This is a genomic window from Janthinobacterium aquaticum, assembly GCF_009208565.1.
Taxonomy (GTDB): domain Bacteria; phylum Pseudomonadota; class Gammaproteobacteria; order Burkholderiales; family Burkholderiaceae_D; genus Janthinobacterium.
Window position 1 is genome coordinate 71,034 of the sequence record NZ_WFLK01000009.1, and the last position, 18,071, is coordinate 89,104.

General features: G+C 60.5%; 15 protein-coding genes. 9 read left to right on the forward strand and 6 right to left on the reverse strand.

Translation table 11 applies throughout. From position 1 onward, the window contains the following. Position 1 precedes the first annotated feature (1 nt). Entirely contained in the window at positions 2-1,981 is a 1,980-nt protein-coding gene (locus GCM43_RS15245) for a monovalent cation:proton antiporter family protein (protein ID WP_152245738.1), read from the reverse strand. Positions 1,982-2,089: 108 nt separating this feature from the next. Here GCM43_RS15245 and GCM43_RS15250 point away from each other — a divergent pair, with 108 nt between their 5' ends. From GCM43_RS15250 to hpf, 7 genes are all read left to right on the forward strand, one after another. Then, positions 2,090-3,100 carry a KpsF/GutQ family sugar-phosphate isomerase gene (locus GCM43_RS15250; RefSeq protein WP_152245740.1) on the forward strand — a complete coding sequence of 337 codons (1,011 nt, stop codon included), beginning with the start codon at positions 2,090-2,092 and terminating at the stop codon, positions 3,098-3,100. Then, the gene (locus GCM43_RS15255) at positions 3,100-3,633 is read left to right on the forward strand and encodes a KdsC family phosphatase (protein ID WP_152245742.1); all 534 of its coding nucleotides are present in this window, start codon (positions 3,100-3,102) and stop codon (positions 3,631-3,633) included. The genes GCM43_RS15250 and GCM43_RS15255 overlap by 1 nt, the downstream gene beginning before the upstream one ends. A gap of 32 nt (positions 3,634-3,665) precedes the next feature. Further along, positions 3,666-4,277 carry an LPS export ABC transporter periplasmic protein LptC gene (gene lptC, locus GCM43_RS15260; RefSeq protein WP_226929502.1) on the forward strand — a complete coding sequence of 204 codons (612 nt, stop codon included), beginning with the start codon at positions 3,666-3,668 and terminating at the stop codon, positions 4,275-4,277. Positions 4,278-4,302: 25 nt separating this feature from the next. Continuing rightward, positions 4,303-4,878, forward strand: coding sequence for a lipopolysaccharide transport periplasmic protein LptA (lptA, locus tag GCM43_RS15265; RefSeq protein ID WP_152245744.1), 576 nt, complete (start codon positions 4,303-4,305; stop codon positions 4,876-4,878). Beyond that, positions 4,878-5,633 carry an LPS export ABC transporter ATP-binding protein gene (gene lptB, locus GCM43_RS15270; protein ID WP_152245746.1) on the forward strand — a complete coding sequence of 252 codons (756 nt, stop codon included), beginning with the start codon at positions 4,878-4,880 and terminating at the stop codon, positions 5,631-5,633. The genes lptA and lptB overlap by 1 nt, the downstream gene beginning before the upstream one ends. A gap of 15 nt (positions 5,634-5,648) precedes the next feature. Next, complete coding sequence (locus GCM43_RS15275; protein ID WP_152245748.1) at positions 5,649-7,133, forward strand: RNA polymerase factor sigma-54; 1,485 nt, start codon at positions 5,649-5,651, stop codon at positions 7,131-7,133. Positions 7,134-7,202: 69 nt separating this feature from the next. After that, positions 7,203-7,565 carry a ribosome hibernation-promoting factor, HPF/YfiA family gene (gene hpf, locus GCM43_RS15280; RefSeq protein ID WP_152245750.1) on the forward strand — a complete coding sequence of 121 codons (363 nt, stop codon included), beginning with the start codon at positions 7,203-7,205 and terminating at the stop codon, positions 7,563-7,565. Between the two features lie 81 nt (positions 7,566-7,646). Here hpf and rapZ read toward each other — a convergent pair whose 3' ends face one another. The 5 genes from rapZ to ilvA form a co-directional block, all read right to left on the reverse strand. Then, positions 7,647-8,510, reverse strand: coding sequence for an RNase adapter RapZ (gene rapZ / locus GCM43_RS15285; RefSeq protein ID WP_152245752.1), 864 nt, complete (start codon positions 8,508-8,510; stop codon positions 7,647-7,649). 66 nt (positions 8,511-8,576) lie between these two features. Then, positions 8,577-9,512, reverse strand: coding sequence for an HPr(Ser) kinase/phosphatase (gene hprK / locus GCM43_RS15290; RefSeq protein ID WP_152245754.1), 936 nt, complete (start codon positions 9,510-9,512; stop codon positions 8,577-8,579). Positions 9,513-9,547: 35 nt separating this feature from the next. Beyond that, the gene (locus tag GCM43_RS15295; protein WP_152245756.1) at positions 9,548-10,030 is read right to left on the reverse strand and encodes a PTS sugar transporter subunit IIA; all 483 of its coding nucleotides are present in this window, start codon (positions 10,028-10,030) and stop codon (positions 9,548-9,550) included. A gap of 355 nt (positions 10,031-10,385) precedes the next feature. Next, positions 10,386-11,228: an NADPH-dependent 7-cyano-7-deazaguanine reductase QueF gene (queF, locus tag GCM43_RS15300; protein ID WP_152245758.1), complete on the reverse strand. Its 843-nt coding sequence runs from the start codon at positions 11,226-11,228 to the stop codon at positions 10,386-10,388. 245 nt (positions 11,229-11,473) lie between these two features. After that, a complete protein-coding gene (gene ilvA / locus GCM43_RS15305; protein ID WP_152246020.1) occupies positions 11,474-13,009 on the reverse strand; it encodes a threonine ammonia-lyase, biosynthetic in 1,536 nt (511 codons plus the stop codon). Positions 13,010-13,221: 212 nt separating this feature from the next. Between ilvA and GCM43_RS15310 the strand changes: the two genes are divergently transcribed. Both GCM43_RS15310 and GCM43_RS15315 read left to right on the forward strand, forming a co-directional pair. Further along, a complete protein-coding gene (locus tag GCM43_RS15310) occupies positions 13,222-13,713 on the forward strand; it encodes a YqaA family protein (RefSeq protein ID WP_152245760.1) in 492 nt (163 codons plus the stop codon). 323 nt (positions 13,714-14,036) lie between these two features. Further along, positions 14,037-18,071, forward strand: coding sequence for a DUF3683 domain-containing protein (locus GCM43_RS15315; RefSeq protein ID WP_152245762.1), 4,035 nt, complete (start codon positions 14,037-14,039; stop codon positions 18,069-18,071).

Sequence of the window (18,071 nt, forward strand, 5' to 3'; positions counted from 1 at the left end):
GCTACTTCAGCAGCAACGTTTCCGCTTTGGCCACGGCGTCGGCACTGCCGCGCAGCACCACCACGTCGCCACTGGCCAATTCAGTTTCAGGCGTGACCGACAGGCGGGCGCGGCCGCGGCGGATGGTGGCAACAGCCGCGCCGCAGGCGGCCACATCAACCGTCGAGAGCGGCAGGCCCACGCACTGCGCACCATCGCCGACTGTCACCGAATGCAGCCGTTCCAGTTCGGCTTCGTCGCCGCTGTCGCTGGCGCCATGGAAATAGCCGCGCAGCGAGGCATAGCGTTCCTCGCGCGCCGTTTGCACGCGGTGCACCACGCGCCGCAGCGGCACGCCCATCATGATCAAGGCGTGCGAAGCGAGCATCAGGCTGCCTTCCATCAGTTCCGGCACGACTTCGGTGGCGCCCGCTTCGCGTAGCTGGTCGAGGTCGCTGTCGTCATGGCTGCGCACGATCACCGGCAGCGACGGCGCCAGTTCATTGAGCAGATGCAGCAGGCGCAGCGCCGACGGCGTATTGGCGTAAGTAATCACGACCGCGCTGGCGCGATAGACGCCGGCGGCCACCAGGCTTTCACGCCGCGCTGCGTCGCCATACGAGACATGCGCGCCAGCCAGTTGCGCCTCCTGCACCCGTTCCGGGTCCAGGTCGAGCGCATGGTATTCGATCTTTTCTTCCGTCAGCAAAGTGGCCAGGCTCTGGCCGCTGCGGCCAAAGCCGGCGATCAATACGTGTTTCTGCGAGGCCATGGTGCGCGTGGCGATACGCGTCAGCGTCAGCGACTGCATCATCCATTCGTTGGCGGCCAGCTTCATCACGATGGCGTCGGACTTGGCGATGATCAAGGGCGCCACCAGCATCGATAGCACCATCGCCGCCAGCACCACCTGCACCACGAACGGGTCCATCAGCTTGATGCCGCCGGCCAGATTGAGCAGCACGAAGCCGAATTCGCCGGCCTGCGCCAGCGCCAGGCCGGTGCGCATTGATACCCCCGCTGACGAGCCGAACAGGCGCGCCAGGCCGGCGATCAGGGAAAACTTGAGCAGTACCGGCGCGCACAGCAGCAACAGCACCAGGCCCCAGTTGTCGAGCACCACGCGGATATTGAGCAGCATGCCCACGGTAATGAAAAACAGCCCCAGCAGCACATCGCGAAACGGCTTGATGTCTTCTTCCACCTGGTGCTTGAATTCGGTTTCCGAGATCAGCATGCCGGCCACAAAGGCGCCGAGTGCCAAGGATAATCCCGCGCGCTCGGTAATCCAGGCTGCGCCCAGCGTGATCAGGAGCAGGTTGAGCATGAACAATTCCTGCGAGCGGCGCTTGGCCACCACCGTCAGCCAGCCGCGTACCATCTTCTGGCCGAGAAACAGTAGCAGGATCAGCACCACCAGCGCCTTGGCGCCGGCCCAGGCCAGCGTTTCGGCCAGGTTGTCGGAGTCGCGCGTGAGGGCCGGAATCAGGATCAGCAGCGGCACCACGGCCAGGTCCTGGAACAGCAGGATGCCGATGATCTTGCGGCCGTGCTCGCTTTCGAGCTCCAGCCGCTCGGTCAGCATCTTCGACACGATGGCGGTGGACGACATGGCCAGCGCGCCGCCCAGTGCAAACGCGGCCTGCCAGCTCAGGTGGACATACGCTTGCAGGTAGTGCGCGACAAACCAGCCGAAGGCCATGGTGGCGGCAATGGTCGAGGCCACCTGCGCCATGCCCAGGCCGAACACGATGCGCCGCATGGCCATGAATTTGGGAAGGGAAAACTCGAGCCCGATGGAAAACATCAGGAACACCACGCCGAATTCGGCCAGCGTATGGCTGGCTTCGTTTTCAGCGGCCAGCCCTAGCGCATGGGGGCCGATCACGATGCCGACGGCCAGGTAGCCGAGCATGGGCGGCAAATGCAACATTCTGAAAGCAACCACGCCAAGCACGGCGCTGCCCAGTAACATCAATGTCAGTTCAAGCGAGGAAAACATGGGTTGCCTGTTGCGGTCAATGGAAATCGTTGTTTGTTGTGACTGGCAAGTTTTTTGCTTTCCTAATTCGTTTATACTTTGGGGATGAGTGTAACCCATGAAAAAACAATGCAGAAAGCTTTTGATCGAATTGACATGAAAGCCACAGCCGAGCGCGCCGTCGCGCTGGCGCGCACCACCTTGCAGATCGAAGCGGACGCCATCAATGCGCTGCAGGCGCGGCTCGACAGCGACGACAGCGTTGGCCGTGCCGTCGCCTTGTTGCTGCAGTGCAAAGGACGCGTGGTAGTGTCGGGCATCGGCAAGTCCGGCCATATCGCACGCAAGATTGCAGCGACGCTGGCCTCGACCGGTACGCCGGCGCTGTTTGTGCATCCGGCCGAAGCGGCCCATGGCGACCTGGGCATGGTCACTTCGGATGATGCGTTTATTGCCATTTCGTATTCGGGCGAGTCGTCCGAACTGATGGCCATCATGCCGGTGGTCAAGCGCATGGGCGGCGTGCTGATCGCCATGACCGGTAAGCCGAACTCCAGCCTGGCGCAACTGGCCGATGTGCATCTCGATATTTCGGTTGAAAAAGAAGCCTGTCCGCTCAATCTGGCGCCTACGGCCAGCACCACCGTGACGCTGGCGCTGGGCGATGCGCTGGCGGTGGCGCTGCTGGACCTGCGCGGCTTCAAAGAAGAAGATTTTGCCCGTTCCCACCCCGGTGGCGCGCTGGGCCGGCGCCTGCTCACGCACGTGCATGACGTGATGCGCAGCGGCGAACAGGTGCCGCAGGTGCCGCTGCAGGCCAGCCTGTTGCAGGCGCTGGAAGAAATTACCAGGAAGGGCATGGGCATGACGGCGATTGTCGACGAGCAGCAGCGTCCGGTTGGCGTGTTTACCGATGGCGACCTGCGCCGCATGTTCGAGCGCGTGCAGGATTTCACCAAGGTGGCGATCCGCGACGTGATGCACGCCAACCCGCGCAGCATTGCGCCCGAGCGCCTGGCGGTCGACGCCGTGGCCGTGATGGAGCAGTACCGTATCAACCAGATGCTGGTGGTCGACGCCGACGGCAAACTGGTCGGCGCGCTGCATATCCATGACCTGACGCAAGCGAAGGTGATCTGATGGACAGCGTAGCAGACAACCTGGCGCGCGCCGCCAAAGTAAAATTGATGATTTTCGATGTCGACGGCGTGCTGACCGACGGCAGCCTGCATTTCGGCCCGGACGGCGAAATGATGAAGACGTTTAATGTGTATGATGGCCTGGGCATCAAGCTGCTGCAGGAATCGGGCGTGCAAACGGCCATTATCAGCGCGCGCCGCTCGGCCATTACGGCGCGCCGCGCCGAGGATCTCGGTTTTACCCATGTGCATCAGGGCGGGCATGACAAGCTGACGCCGTTTCAGGCGCTGCTGGCGCTGACCGGCCTCTCGGCCGAACAGTGCGGCTATATCGGCGACGATGTGGTCGACGCGCCGCTGTTGAAACGCGTCGGCTTTGCCGTCAGCGTGCCGGGCGGCCGGCCCGAAGCGCATGCGCTGGCTCATCATGTCACGCAAGCCGGTGGCGGGCGCGGCGCGGTGCGCGAAATCTGCGAATTCCTGCTGCGCGCGCAAGGCAATTATGAACGCGTGATGGCGCCGTTTCTCGAGTGAAACGCGCCGCGACCATTTGAAAGAGAAGCAATATGGCTAAGCCAGGGGGCGCCCCACGCTGGCGCATGATCGTCACCGTGCTGGGCGCGGTATTTTTCGCGCTGGGCAGCTTCTGGCTGCTGCAGGTGATGAACCGCGGCGAGCAGGATATCAACGCCAGCAAGAAGCTCGATGAGCCCGATTATTTCGTCACCAATTTCAGCCTGGTGCGCATGGACCTGGAGGGCAAACCCAGCTATATCGTGTCCGGCACCAAGCTGACCCATTATCCGGCCGACGATTCGTCCGATATCGATCAGCCCTTCGTGCGCAAGCTCAGTCCGGCGTTGCCGCCGATGAATATGCGCGCCGAACTGGCCCATATCGACCAGAACAATACGCGCCTGCAGCTGACGCGCAAGGTCGAGATCGACCGGGCCGCCAGTGCCAAATCGCAGCGCATGTCGCTCAAGACCGAGGCGCTGACGATTTTCCCGGACGAGGAAAAAATGGAAACGACCGCGCCGGTCGATCTGCTGATGGGCGATGCCCACACCACGGGCGTGGGCATGACGGCCAATAACGCCACCAGCGTGGTCACGGTGCCGCAGTCGCTGCGCATCGTGTATCCGCCGCGCAAGCCTGCTGCGCGCGCGGCCAAATGACAGTATGCAAAAAGGAAAACCTCAAATGAAAAAAATCTTGCTGTTGGGCCTGTTGTCGGGCGTGTGCTCGCTGGCCATGCTGGGCCAGGCGCACGCCGAAAAGGCCGACTCCGACAAGGAAACCGTGATCATCGCCGACCATGGCGACGCCGATGAAGTCAAGCAGGTGCGCAATCTGCATGGCAATGTGTCGCTGGTCAAGGGCACGCTGGTCATGAAGGCCGGCCGCGCAATGGTGACGGAAGATCCGCAAGGCTACCAGTTCATCACCTTCTGGGCTGAACCGGGCAAGCTGGCCACGTTTCGCCAGAAGCGCGACGGCGCCGGCGATCTGTGGGTCGAAGGCGAGGCCGAGCGCGTGGAATACGACAACAAATCGGAAATCGTGCGCCTGTTTTCCAAGGCCAAGCTGACCCGCCTGGAAGGCAGCAAGCCGACCGACGTGGCCAATGGCGCGTTTATTTCCTACGACAGCCGCAATGAAGTCTTCAAGCTGGAAAACAGCGACAGCGGCACCAGCAAGCCGGGCGGCGGCAGTGTGCGCATGGTGATCCAGCCGAAACCGAAGGCGCCAGCGACACCTGAAGCAGGAAAGAAATAATGGACAATCAACGTTGCGGCAGCACCCTGATCGTGCGGGGGCTGCAAAAGACCTATGGCAAGCGGCAAGTCGTGCATGATGTGTCGCTGCAAGTCGAATGCGGCGAAGTGGTGGGCCTGCTGGGCCCGAACGGCGCCGGCAAGACCACCTCGTTTTACATGATCGTCGGCCTGGTGCCGTCCGACGGCGGTACCATCGATATCAGCGGCGTTGATATCTCCAGCCTGCCGATACATCGCCGCGCGCAGATGGGGCTGTCTTATCTGCCGCAGGAAGCGTCGGTATTTCGCAAGCTGACGGTGGAAGACAATATCCGCGCCGTGCTGGAAATCCAGACCGTCGACGGCCGCGCGCTGAAGAAAGCCGAGATCGAGGAGCGTCTCGACAAGCTGCTGGCCGACTTGCAGATTGAAAAGTTGCGCGAGAATCAGGCGCTGTCGCTGTCGGGCGGCGAGCGCCGCCGGGTCGAGATTGCGCGTGCGCTGGCGACCGACCCGCGCTTCGTGCTGCTCGATGAGCCGTTTGCCGGCGTCGATCCGATCGCCGTGATCGAGATCCAGCGCATCGTGCGCTTTTTGAAAGAGCGCAATATCGGCGTGCTGATCACCGACCATAATGTGCGCGAAACGCTGGGTATCTGCGACCGCGCCTATATCATCAACCAGGGTTCGGTACTTGCTTCGGGCCGCCCCGACGACATCATTGCGAATGAATCGGTGCGCCGCGTTTATCTGGGCGAACATTTCCGCATGTAAGTTGATGGGTAGCTGATGAAACAATCATTGCAACTGCGCACGTCGCAACATCTGGCTCTGACGCCGCAATTGCAGCAATCGATACGCCTGCTGCAATTGTCGACGCTCGAGCTGCACCAGGAGCTCGAGCAGCTGCTGACCGACAATCCCTTGCTGGAACGGCTCGACGATCCGCTCGACCGTTCCCTGCGCCTGTTGTCGGACGGCGCCCTGAGCTCGACCGCTGCGCCGGCCGAGGCACCGCCGCAGCCGCCTGGCCAGGAAGCGCCGGCGCCGGCTGGTGAAGCCGATAGCGGCGATGCTGACGCCGGTGGTGAATCGACCACGCCCGACAGCGCCGAGCCGGACTGGAGCGATACGCGCAGCGGCAAGGCTCCCGAAGACGACGATTCCCGCCCACAACTCGAAGCCCATCACTGCACGCTACGCGAACACCTGATGGAGCAAATGCGCGTCACGGTGCTCGAACTGCGCGACCGCGCGCTGGTCGAACTGATCATCGATGCGCTCGATGACAATGGCTACCTGGACGAGCCGCTCGAAGAGATCCTTGCGCGCCTGCCTGAAGAGCTCGAAGTCGATGCCGACGAGCTGCGCACGGCGCTGGTGCTGCTGCAAAGCTTTGATCCGCCGGGCGTGGGGGCGCGCACCGCCGCCGAATGCCTGGCGCTGCAGATCCGCCGCCTGCCGCATGTCGCGCTGGTGACGCGGCGCATGGCGCTGCAGATCGTGGAAAAACACCTGGCCTGGTTTGCCCAGCGCGACTTCAACAAGCTGAAAAAAGCCCTCGATTGCGACGAGGAAGATCTGCGCGAAGCGCAGGCGGTGATTCGCCTGTGCAACCCGCATCCGGGCGCCGTGTTTGCCTCCGACGTCTCCGACTATGTGGTACCGGACGTGGTGGTCAGGCGTGGCCGGCACGGCTGGCAGGCATCGCTCAACAATGACGTGATGCCGCGCCTGCGCGTCAACGCCATGTACGCCAACTTGCTCAAGCAGCGCAAGGGGGAAGGCGAGGGTGGCATGGGCACGCAGTTGCAGGAAGCCAAGTGGCTGATCAAGAACATGCGCCAGCGCTTTGACACCATCTTGCGGGTGGCGCAGGCGATAGTAGAACGACAAAAGGATTTTTTCTCGCATGGCGCCGTTGCAATGCGCCCCCTTGTGCTCCGCGAAATAGCTGATACACTGGGTTTACACGAGAGTACTATCTCGCGGGTCACAACCCAAAAGTACATGCTCACCCCGCATGGTATGTTTGAGTTGAAGTATTTCTTTGGCAGCCACGTCGCCACCGAAACGGGGGGAGAGGCGTCATCGACGGCGATACGTGCATTGATCGTGCAATTGACAGGAGCAGAGAACCCTAAAAATCCTTTATCCGACAGTAAGATTGCGGACATGCTGGGCGAGCAAGGCATGGTGATTGCGCGACGTACTGTTGCCAAATACCGGGAGGCGTTAAAGATCCCGCCTGTGAGCCTGCGTAAGTCCTTGTAGTTTTTTTCGGTTCCTCTGCGGACAAGGTTTTCATGTCACGCATGAACCCGATCATCTTTAGGAGTGTGTATGAATCTCACCATCAGCGGACATCATCTCGAAGTGACACCGGCCATCCGTGAATACGTACAAACCAAACTGGAACGTGTAAAGCGTCATTTCGATCAGGTGATCGATATTGCCGTGATTCTGACCGTCGACAACCTCAAAGAGAAAGAAAAACGCCAGAAGGCCGAAGTGAATCTGCGACTGAGCGGCAAGACCGTCTATGTGGAAAGCCTGGCGCAAGACCTGTATGCCGCGATTGACAGCCTGATCGACAAGCTGGACCGGCAAGTGATGAAGTATAAAACCCGCGTGCAAGGGCACGGTAAAGAGGCGATCAAGTATCTGCCGGACAACACTGAAGAAGCCGCCGTCGCCGCCGCATAAGGGCAGCAGGCCAGCCGCTTCCAGCTAGTCATCATCAACTAAGGGCGCATCGCGCCCTTTTTTGCGTCTATAGCTTTTGTATCAGCTGCGTTCGCGATGCCGCAGCACCACCCGTTCGCTGGCGCTGAAATACTGCGCCAGGTGCTCGGCCATATAGACCGAACGGTGCTGACCGCCCGTGCAACCGAGCGCTACCGTCAGATAACTGCGGTTGTCGGACTTGAACGAGGGCAGCCATTTCTCGATAAAGTTGCGGATATCGGCCAGCAGTTCCAGTGCGGCCGGCTGAGCGTCGAGAAAGGCAATCACCGGTGCGTCGCGGCCATCGAGCGGACGCAGCGCCAGGTCGTAATACGGATTGGGCAGCGCGCGTACGTCGAACACGAAGTCGGCGTCGAGCGGTACGCCGAGCTTGAAGGCGAACGACTCGAAAAACAGCGTCAGCGGCGCGCGTTCGGAGGCCACCATCTCCTTGATCCAGGCGCGCAGCTTGTTGGCGCTCAGCTCCGAGGTATCGATCACATGGCCGAGCTGCTGGATCGCCGACAGCCGTTCGCGCTCTTCCAGTATGCATTCGATCAGGGTACGGCGGCTGGCCGGATTATGGTCGGGCCGTAATTCATGCGACAGCGGGTGGCTGCGCCGTGTTTCCGAAAAGCGCGCCACCAGCGAGTGGGTGCTGGCCGTGAGAAACAGCACCTTGACATCGTGTCCTTGTTCGCGCAGCAGCTTGACGTTGTGCGGCAGACTGGCCAGCGACTCGGCGCTGCGCGCATCGACTGCCACACCGAGCTGGCTGGTTCCTTCATCGAGCAGGGTCTGCACCAGGCTGGGCAGCAAAGCCGGCGGCAGGTTGTCGACGCAATAGTAGCCGGTATCCTCGAGCACCTTGAGTGCAACGGATTTGCCGGAGCCGGAGATGCCGGTCAGGAGAATGATATGCATACGCGCGATCATACAATAAAGAGCGCGCCTGTGCCTTGCAGGCAACGGCTTTACAAACTATTGCAATTAGTCGCCGCTCATGGCCAGACGCTGGCGCTCCATGAATTCCTGCAGGGTGTCGATGCCGCGCAACTGCAAGATGGTATTGCGTACGGCCGCCTCCAGCAGCACCGCGATATTGCGGCCGGCAGCGACGGGAATGACGACCTTGCGCACCGGCAGGCCCAATACATCTTCGGTGGGGAACAGGAACGGCAGGCGTTCGACTTCTTCTTCCAGTGCATTGCGGCGCACCAGATGTACGATCAGCTTCAGGCGCATCTTGCGGCGCACCGCGGTTTCGCCAAAGATGGCCTTGATGTCAAGCAGGCCCAGGCCGCGCACTTCCAGCAAGTTCTGCAGCAGTGGCGGGCAACGTCCTTCGATCATGTTGGGCGCAATGCGCGAAAACTCGACCGCGTCGTCGGCCACCAGGCCATGGCTGCGCGAGATCAGCTCCAGCCCCAGTTCGCTCTTGCCGAGGCCCGAGTCGCCCGTGATCAGCACGCCCACGCCCAGTACATCCATAAACACGCCATGCATGATGATGCGTTGCGCCAGCTTTTTGGACAGGTAGACGCGCAGGAAGTCGATCACCTGCGCTGCCGGCAGCGGGGTGGAAAACAGCGGAATATTCTGCTCGTCGCAGATGGCCAGGATATCGGGCGGGGTTTCAAGCCCCTGTGCAATGATCAGCGCCGGCGGACCACCAGCGATCAGCTCGCCGATCACATGGGTGCGCGTGTTGACCTTGAGGCGCTGGTAGTAATTGATTTCCTGATGGCCAAACACCTGCAGGCGGCCCGGATGAATCAGGTTCAGGTGGCCGACCTGGTCGGCCGCTGACGAGACGTCGCCTGAAATGAGGCGCTCGCCGCCGGGAAAGCCGGCAAACCAGCCCAGTTGCAGGCTTTCACGATTATCGTCATACAGGCGTTGGATCGTCAGCGGCGTTTGCAACATGAGGGGCTCTTCAGGAGTGGGTCAATACCTGAAGTTTAACCTGCCGTCTGCAAGCTGGGTTGCCAATTGACGATGCGCGAATGCACGGACCGGGCATCGGGATCGGTGGCCAGCGCGGTGCGGATGGCGTCATCGGAAAACATTTCTGCAATTTCCGACAGGATTTCCAAATGCTGCTGGGTAACGTGATCGGGAATCAGGAGGAAGAACAGCAGGCTGACCGGCTTGCCATCCGGCGACTCGAAAGGAATCGGCTCGGCCAGGCGTACAAACGCGCCCAGCGGCGCCTTCAAGGTCTTGCTGCCCTTGATGCGGCCATGCGGCACGGCGACACCATGGCCCAGGCCGGTCGAGCCCAGCCGTTCACGGGCAAACAGATTGTCCGATACGGTGGAGCGGGCGATGCCGTAGTTGTTCTCGAAGATCAGGCCGGCTTGTTCGAAAGCGCGCTTTTTGCTGGAGACTTCCAGGTCGAGACAGACGTTTTCGAGGGATAAGATTTTGCTAAGATTAGTCATGACACTCAATGAAATGGTGCAATGCGCAGAAGGCTTGCGAGCCGAATTATAGGCCTGTTTATAGGGCCTGTAACCTCAATTCTCAACAGTATATGCCTGCTGCAGGCGCAGTGTGCGCTATGGCGGCAAGCACATGACATTTACCAAAAGAATAATATCAAGGGCAATTAGCCATTTCTTGATTGAAAACGAATGTCCTGCCGGTTTTTTCGTCGCCGAACACGGATTTTCCAATTTTTCAGCGTTTTTTTATTGCCGTTCGTCTCAACCGCAGCGTTGTATTAAAACACGGCGAACATGCTTATTGGCATTATTTTCCTGTTTCCAGCATGTTCGTGCCGTTGTTGCTCACACCTTACTGACGCGCGTTGCGCAGATTGCCCGGCATCTGGCCCGTGCTGAAATTGCTGCGCCAGGGGTTGATATCGAGTCCGCCGCGCCGCGTATAGCGTGCATAGACCGACAGTTTTTGCGGCTTGCATTGACGCAGAATATCGACAAAGATGCGTTCCACGCATTGCTCGTGAAATTCATTATGTTCGCGGAAACCGATCAGATAGCGCAGCAGGCTTTCCTGGTCGATCTGCGGCCCTGCATACGTGATCTGCACGCTGCCCCAGTCCGGCTGGCCGGTGACCAGGCAGTTCGATTTGAGCAGGTGCGACACCAGCGTCTGTTCCACCGGTGCTTCGTCAAGCGCCGCCTTGAGCAGCAGTGGCGAAGGCGTGTACTGGGTGATTTCCAGGTCCAGCCGGTCGAGCAGCACGCCGTCGAATTCGCCCATTTTGAGCTTGTCGAAATCTTCCTGCATGGTCAGCTCGACCTGTACCGGCGCGCCAAAGCCGTTCGACAGATCCTGTTTGAGCAACACCTGCAGCGCTTGCGGGCTTTCCAGGCGCGTCTGGTTGAACGAGTTCAGGTACAGCTTGAACGATTTTGACTCGACGATATTGGGCGAGTCCGCCGGTGCGCTGATGCGCGCTATCGCCACTTGCGGCTTGCCGCGCAGATTGAGCCACGACAGTTCGTAGGCGTTCCAGATATCGAGGCCAAAGAAGGGTAGCGTGCCCTGCAAGCCCAGTTCGTCGCGCTTGCCCTGGCGCGGAATCGGAAACAGCAGTTCTGGCGCGTAATCGGTGCGGTAAGCAGAGCTTTTGCCAAGCGGAGACAGTTCGGCGAGGTCGTTGGTGGTGGTCATAGTCGTACCATTCATACAGTCAAGCATGCATGGTAGCGCATCGGGAGCAGACCTGTTGAGGTCTGATCCTAAAGCCGCTAAAAGTGGCGGGCAGGGACGCGAACCTGAGAAAATGCCGATAGCCGTGGTGTTGTCGGGTTACGCCCTGCGGGCTAACCCGACCTACGCCTTGCCCTCGACATTTTTCAGGCCCGCTTGGCCCGGTGTGCCTTTGCTGGCACCCAGGCCCGGCAGTGATCAGGGGTTTAGCCTAAAAACAACTGATACACGGGATTGCTGGTCTCATCCCAATAACGGTAGCCCAGCGTATCGAGGAAGCGGCCGAATTCGCCCATCTCGTCTGGCGGCACCTGCAAGCCGATCAGGATGCGGCCGACATCGCCGCCCTGGCTGCGGTAGTGGCACAGCGAAATATTCCAGTTCGGCGCCATGCTGTCGAGAAAGCGCATCAGTGCGCCCGGGCGTTCGGGGAACTCGAAGCGGTACAGCAGCTCGTCCTGCGCCAGCCGGCTCTTGCCGCCCACCAGGTGGCGTATATGCGACTTGGCCAGTTCGTCGTGGGTCAGGTCCAGCGTGCGGAACTGGTGCTCCTCGAAACGCCGGGCCAGCGCACCCGATTCGTGGCGGTCGGCAATCTGGATGCCGACAAAGACGTGAGCGTCTTTTTCATCGCTGATGCGGTAGTTGAATTCGGTCACATTGCGCGCGCCGATCAGCGAGCAGAAACGCTTGAAGCTGCCGCGCTGTTCCTGCATGGTGACGGCAAACACGGCTTCGCGAAATTCGCCCAGTTCGGCCCTCTCGGCAACAAAACGCAGGCGGTCGAAATTCATGTTGGCACCACAGGCGATCGTGATCAGCGTTTCATGGCGGATCGGATGGCGCGACAGGGCGGCGCGCTCCACATACGCCTTGGCGCCAGCAATGGCCAGCGCGCCCGCCGGCTCCAGGATCGAGCGCGTATCGGTAAAGACATCCTTGATGGCGGCGCAGATGGCATCGGTGTCGACAATGATCACCTCATCCACATATTGCTGTGCCAGGCGGAAAGTTTCTTCTCCCACCAGGCGCACCGCCGTACCGTCGGAAAACAGGCCGACATCGGGCAGGGTCACGCGTTCTTTTGCTTTGAGCGAGCGCGCCATGGCGTCCGAGTCCACCGTCTGCACACCGATGATCTTGATGTCGGGGCGAATCTGTTTCACGTACGCTGCCACCCCGGCGATCAGGCCACCGCCACCGATGGCGACAAAGATCGCGTGTATCGGACCTGCATGCTGGCGCAGGATTTCCATGCCGATGGTGCCTTGACCGGCAATCACGTCCGGGTCGTCGAACGGGTGGACAAACGTGAGCTTTTGTTCCTGCTCCAAGGTCAGGGCGTGATTGTAGGCATCGGTGTAGGAGTCGCCATGCAGTACGATTTCCACGCTGCTGCCGCCGCGCGCCCTGACGGCGTCGATCTTGACCGGTGGCGTGGTAGTTGGCATCACGATGACCGCGCGGCAGCCCATACGCGCGGCCGACAGCGCCACGCCCTGTGCATGGTTGCCGGCCGACGCGCAAATGACGCCGCGCTTGCGCTGCGCTTCACTCAGCTGCGCCATCTTGTTGTAGGCGCCGCGCACCTTGAAGCTGAACACGCTTTGCATGTCTTCGCGCTTGAAGTAAATCTGGTTCTCCAGCCGCTGCGACAGGGCAGGAGCCAGTTCCAGCGGCGTTTCGGAGGCGACGTCATAGACGCGGGCGGTCAGGATTTTCTTGAGGTAGTCGATGTTCATGGTCTGCAAGCGTGTGATTCTGGGCCAGGGTTGACTGGTGCGTGTTCGTGTGCGGCGGCATCGTGCGCCCGGACGGATAGCCAGGTGCAGAGGTGCTGATGGAACGGCGGGGCCGGTGAGCCCTGCTGGCCCTTGCTTGACTGCACGGTTCGTGCGGCGCGCAAGCTGCGCTTCATTATAATGGAGAGCCTGACTGCAACACGAAGCGAGCAATGATTGAATCTGCAATTGCCTGGCTGCTGAACCTGATTGCCGCGCCGGAAGTAGGGCTGACCTCGGTTTTCCTGATCAGCTTTATCTCGGCCACCCTGCTCCCGCTGGGTTCGGAGCCGGCCGTGTTTGCCGTCATCAAGGCCAATCCGGCCCTGTTCTGGCCCACCATCCTGGTGGCCACGGTGGGCAATACGCTGGGCGGCGCCGTCGACTACTGGATGGGCTATCGCGCCAAGCAGGCGTTTGCCAAGGAGCGTGATACGCGCTGGTTCCGCTGGCTGGCCCGCTATGGCGCCAAGACCATGCTGCTGGCCTGGCTGCCCGGCGTGGGTGACCCCTTGTGCACGCTGGCCGGCTGGCTCAAGCTGCCGTTCTGGCCCAGCGTGGCTTATATGGCGGTTGGCAAGTTTGCGCGTTATCTCACCATGACCGGCTTGCTGCTCTACGTGCCTGATGGCGTGTGGCACCAGATCGGACAGTGGCTGGGTTAAAAACAGCGGGCCAAAAGCGTTCGCTTGGCCCGGGATGCCTTTGCGGGCGCCTGGGGCGGCCCCAGCATTTGGCAGTTTGCAACGCCTGTCTGCACCCATTTTGGGCAAAAAGATAGTTTGTGGACGGCGTCATATATTGGCATTTTCCAACTAAAAATAATTGGAAACTGATTTTTTATTTGATAAAAAATCGTCTTTTCCATATTTGATTCTGTTGCGTTCGCCTCACTTAAACCTTAGGCCGTCTAAGGCTGTTCCGGCATGGTGCGACGCAATAAGATAAAATGGGTCTTTAGGGTCCAGTCCACATCGTCCTCACATTCATGAACGCTCCCGCACATATTCAAGCTTTATTGGCAGAAACGCCCAATGGTCCCGCAGCGAGCCGCCTGCGCGAAATCCCGTATAACTACACCTCGTTTTCCGATCGCGAGATCGTGATCCGGCTGTTGGGAGAGGACTCGTGGCGCCTGCTCGACGAGCTGCGCGGCGCGCGCCAGACCGGCCGTTCGGCGCGCATGCTGTATGAAGTGCTGGGCGATATCTGGGTGGTGCGCCGCAATCCCTACCTGCAGGACGATTTGCTCGACAACCCGAAGCGCCGCCAGGGCCTGATCGACGCCTTGCATCATCGCCTGGCTGAAGTGGACAAGCGCCGCATGAGCATCGATGCGGCCGGTGACAACGCTCCAGAGGAAGCGCCGGAAGTGGCCAAAGCGCGCAGCCACAATGTTGAGCTGCTGCTGAAAGCGGCCAGCAAGGCCGTGGCCGACTTTGGCGAGGAATTTCGCAAGACCTACGACCTGCGCAAGCGCACGCTGAAGGTGCTGGGCCGCTATACCGAAAAGCACAATGTGCGCTTTGACGGCATGACGCGCGTGACCCACGTGACCGACGCCACCGACTGGCGCGTCGAGTATCCGTTCGTGGTGCTGACCCCGGAATCGGAAGATGAAATGGCTGGCCTCGTCAAAGGCTGTATCGAGCTGGGGCTGACGATTATTCCGCGCGGCGGCGGCACCGGCTACACGGGCGGCGCGATTCCGCTCACACCGATGTCGGCCGTGATCAACACGGAAAAACTGATTACCCTGGGCCCGGTGGAAATGACCGTGCTGCCGGGCCTCACCAGCGAATACGCGACGATCTATTCGGGTGCCGGCGTGATCACCAACAAGGTTTCGGAAGCGGCTGAAAAAGCCGGCTTCGTGTTTGCTGTCGACCCGACCTCGGCGCATGCCTCGTGTATCGGCGGCAACGTGGCCATGAACGCAGGCGGCAAAAAAGCCGTGCTGTGGGGCACGGCGCTCGACAACCTCGCTTCGTGGCGCATGGTCGACCCGAACGGCGACTGGCTCGATGTCACGCGCCTTGACCATAATCTGGGCAAGATCCACGATATCAAGCTGGCCCGTTTCCAGCTCGAATGGCGCCACCCGGCCACGCGCGATGCGGGCAAGCCCAATGCGCCGTTCAAGACGGAAATTTTGGAAATTCCAGGCCGCAAGTTCCGCAAGGAAGGCCTGGGCAAGGACGTCACCGATAAATTCCTGGCCGGCTTGCCGGGCATCCAGAAGGAAGGCTGCGACGGCCTGATTACGTCGGCGCGCTGGATTTTGCACAAGATGCCGAAGTTTGCCCGTACCGTTTGCCTGGAGTTCTTCGGCCAGGCACGCGATGCGATTCCATCGATCGTGGAAATCAAGGATTACCTGGACAGCTTGCCGGCCAAGGGCGAGCAATACACCACCATCCGCCTGGCCGGTCTCGAGCATCTGGACGAGCGCTACCTGCGCGCGGTCGGCTACGCCACCAAGTCCAAGCGCGGCGTGCTGCCGAAGATGGCGCTGTTCGGCGATATCGTCGGCGACGATGAAAACGCGGTGGCGCAGGCCGCCTCGGAAGTGGTGCGTATTGCCAATACGCGCGTCGGCGAAGGTTTCGTGGCCGTCAGCCCTGAAGCGCGCAAGAAGTTCTGGCTCGACCGCGCCCGTACGGCCGCGATTGCCAAGCATACCAATGCGTTCAAGATCAATGAAGACGTGGTCATTCCGCTTAACCGCATGGGCGAATACACGGACGGCATCGAGCGCATCAATATTGAACTGTCGATCAAGAACAAGCTGCAGCTGGCTGACGCCCTGACAGAGTTTTTTGCCAAAGGCAATCTGCCGGTCGGCAAGAGCGATGACGCTTCGGACGACCGCGTGGACGACGCTGAAATGCTGGGCGACCGCCCGGAGCAGGCGCAGCAGTTGCTGGCGCAGGTCACCGCGCGCTGGACCTATTTGCTGAGCCACTTGGACCAGCCTCTGGCGTCCATCCAGAATGAACTGGCCGGCGTGGGTCTGGAGCGCCTGCTGCCCGTGTTTGCAGCGCGCCTGGAAACCCAGCCCGGCGCCACCCTGTTCGACGTGGTGCAGGATCGCACCGTGCGCATTACCTGGAAGCAGGAAGTGCGCGCCCAGCTGCGCCAGATCTTCAATGGCGCCGCCTTCAAGCTGATTCTCGATGAAGCCACTGCCATCCACGCGCGCGTGCTGCGCAGCCGCGTGTTTGTGGCGCTGCACATGCATGCGGGCGACGGCAATGTGCATACCAACTTGCCGGTCAACTCCGATAACTACGCCATGCTGCAGGATGCGCATGAAGCGGTAGGCCGCATCATGATCCTGGCCCGCTCGCTTAATGGCGTCATTTCTGGCGAACATGGCATCGGCATTACCAAGCTGGAGTTCCTGACCGAAGAAGAAATCGGCGACTTCCGCAGCTACAAGCTGCGCATCGACCCGGAAGGCCGCTTCAACAAGGGCAAGCTGCTGAACCTGCCTGACATGGGCGCCGACCTGCGCAATGCCTATACGCCATCGTTTGGCCTGATGGGGCACGAATCGTTGATCATGCAGCAAAGCGATATCGGTGCGATTGCCGACAGCGTCAAGGACTGCCTGCGCTGCGGCAAGTGCAAACCCGTGTGCTCGACCCACGTGCCGCGCGCCAATATGCTGTACTCGCCGCGCGATAAAATTTTGGCGACCTCGTCGCTGATTGAAGCGTTCCTGTACGAAGAGCAGACGCGCCGCGGCATTTCCATCAAGCATTGGGAAGAGTTCGAGGATGTGGCCGACCATTGCACGGTCTGCCATAAATGCGTGACGCCGTGCCCGGTCAATATTGACTTTGGCGATGTGTCGATGAATATGCGCAATCTGCTGCGCAAGATGGACAAGAAGAGCTTCAATCCCGGTACCAAGGCCACCATGCTGTTTTTGAACGCCACCGATCCGGTGACGATCAATGCCACGCGCAAGACCATGATCGGCTGGGGCTACAAGGCGCAGCGCCTGGGGCACGACCTGCTCAAGAAATTTGCCAAGAAGCAGACCAAGGCGCCGCCGCCGACCACCGGCAAGCCGCCGGTCAAGGCGCAGGTGATCCACTTCATCAATAAAAAGATGCCGGGCAACCTGCCCAAGAAAACCGCGCGTGCGCTGCTCGATATCGAAGACGACAAGGTGGTGCCGATTATCCGCAATCCGAAGACCACCACGGCCGATACGGAAGCGGTGTTCTACTTCCCCGGTTGCGGTTCGGAACGCCTGTTCTCGCAGGTGGGGCTGGCAACGCAAGCGATGTTGTGGGAAGTGGGCGTGCAGACGGTCTTGCCGCCAGGCTACCTGTGCTGCGGTTATCCGCAGCGCGGCGCCGGCGAGTTCGACAAGGCCGAAAAGATGATGACGGACAACCGCGTGCTGTTCCATCGCATGGCCAATACGCTTAACTACCTCGACATCAAGACCGTGCTGGTATCGTGCGGCACCTGCTATGACCAGCTGGCAACATACCAGTTCGAGAAGATTTTCCCGGGCTGCCGCATCATGGATATCCATGAATACCTGCTGGAAAAACAGGTCAAGCTCGAAGGCGTCAACGGCACGCGCTATATGTACCACGAGCCTTGCCACAACCCGATGAAGCTGCAGGAGTCAAGCAAGACCATCAACTCGCTGATCAGCACGGTAGACAACGTGAAGATCGAGAAGAATGACCGCTGCTGCGGCGAATCCGGTTCGCTGGCCGTCACGCGCCCCGACATTTCCACGCAAGTGCGTTTCCGCAAGGAAGAGGAAATGGTCAAGGGCGCCGACAAGCTGCGCGGCGACGGCTTTGCCGGCGACGTGAAGATACTCACCAGCTGCCCGTCCTGCCTGCAAGGCCTGTCGCGCTACAATGACGATTCGGGCACCACGGCCGACTATATCGTCGTTGAAATCGCTAAACACTTGCTGGGAGAAAACTGGATGCCGGAATACGTCAAGCGCGCCAATGATGGCGGCATCGAGCGGGTGCTGGTTTGA

Bases quoted from the DNA above. Each gene is read 5' to 3' on its own strand.
- GCM43_RS15295 (WP_152245756.1), bottom strand. From the start codon at position 10,030: ATGACTAATCTTAGCAAAATCTTATCCCTCGAAAACGTCTGTCTCGAC.
- lptC (WP_226929502.1), top strand. From the start codon at position 3,666: ATGGCTAAGCCAGGGGGCGCCCCACGCTGGCGCATGATCGTCACCGTG.
- GCM43_RS15275 (WP_152245748.1), top strand. From the start codon at position 5,649: ATGAAACAATCATTGCAACTGCGCACGTCGCAACATCTGGCTCTGACG.
- hpf (WP_152245750.1), top strand. From the start codon at position 7,203: ATGAATCTCACCATCAGCGGACATCATCTCGAAGTGACACCGGCCATC.
- GCM43_RS15315 (WP_152245762.1), top strand. From the start codon at position 14,037: ATGAACGCTCCCGCACATATTCAAGCTTTATTGGCAGAAACGCCCAAT.
- queF (WP_152245758.1), bottom strand. From the start codon at position 11,228: ATGACCACCACCAACGACCTCGCCGAACTGTCTCCGCTTGGCAAAAGC.
- GCM43_RS15245 (WP_152245738.1), bottom strand. From the start codon at position 1,981: ATGTTTTCCTCGCTTGAACTGACATTGATGTTACTGGGCAGCGCCGTG.
- lptA (WP_152245744.1), top strand. From the start codon at position 4,303: ATGAAAAAAATCTTGCTGTTGGGCCTGTTGTCGGGCGTGTGCTCGCTG.
- hprK (WP_152245754.1), bottom strand. From the start codon at position 9,512: ATGTTGCAAACGCCGCTGACGATCCAACGCCTGTATGACGATAATCGT.
- ilvA (WP_152246020.1), bottom strand. From the start codon at position 13,009: ATGAACATCGACTACCTCAAGAAAATCCTGACCGCCCGCGTCTATGAC.
- lptB (WP_152245746.1), top strand. From the start codon at position 4,878: ATGGACAATCAACGTTGCGGCAGCACCCTGATCGTGCGGGGGCTGCAA.
- GCM43_RS15250 (WP_152245740.1), top strand. From the start codon at position 2,090: ATGCAGAAAGCTTTTGATCGAATTGACATGAAAGCCACAGCCGAGCGC.
- GCM43_RS15310 (WP_152245760.1), top strand. From the start codon at position 13,222: ATGATTGAATCTGCAATTGCCTGGCTGCTGAACCTGATTGCCGCGCCG.
- rapZ (WP_152245752.1), bottom strand. From the start codon at position 8,510: ATGCATATCATTCTCCTGACCGGCATCTCCGGCTCCGGCAAATCCGTT.
- GCM43_RS15255 (WP_152245742.1), top strand. From the start codon at position 3,100: ATGGACAGCGTAGCAGACAACCTGGCGCGCGCCGCCAAAGTAAAATTG.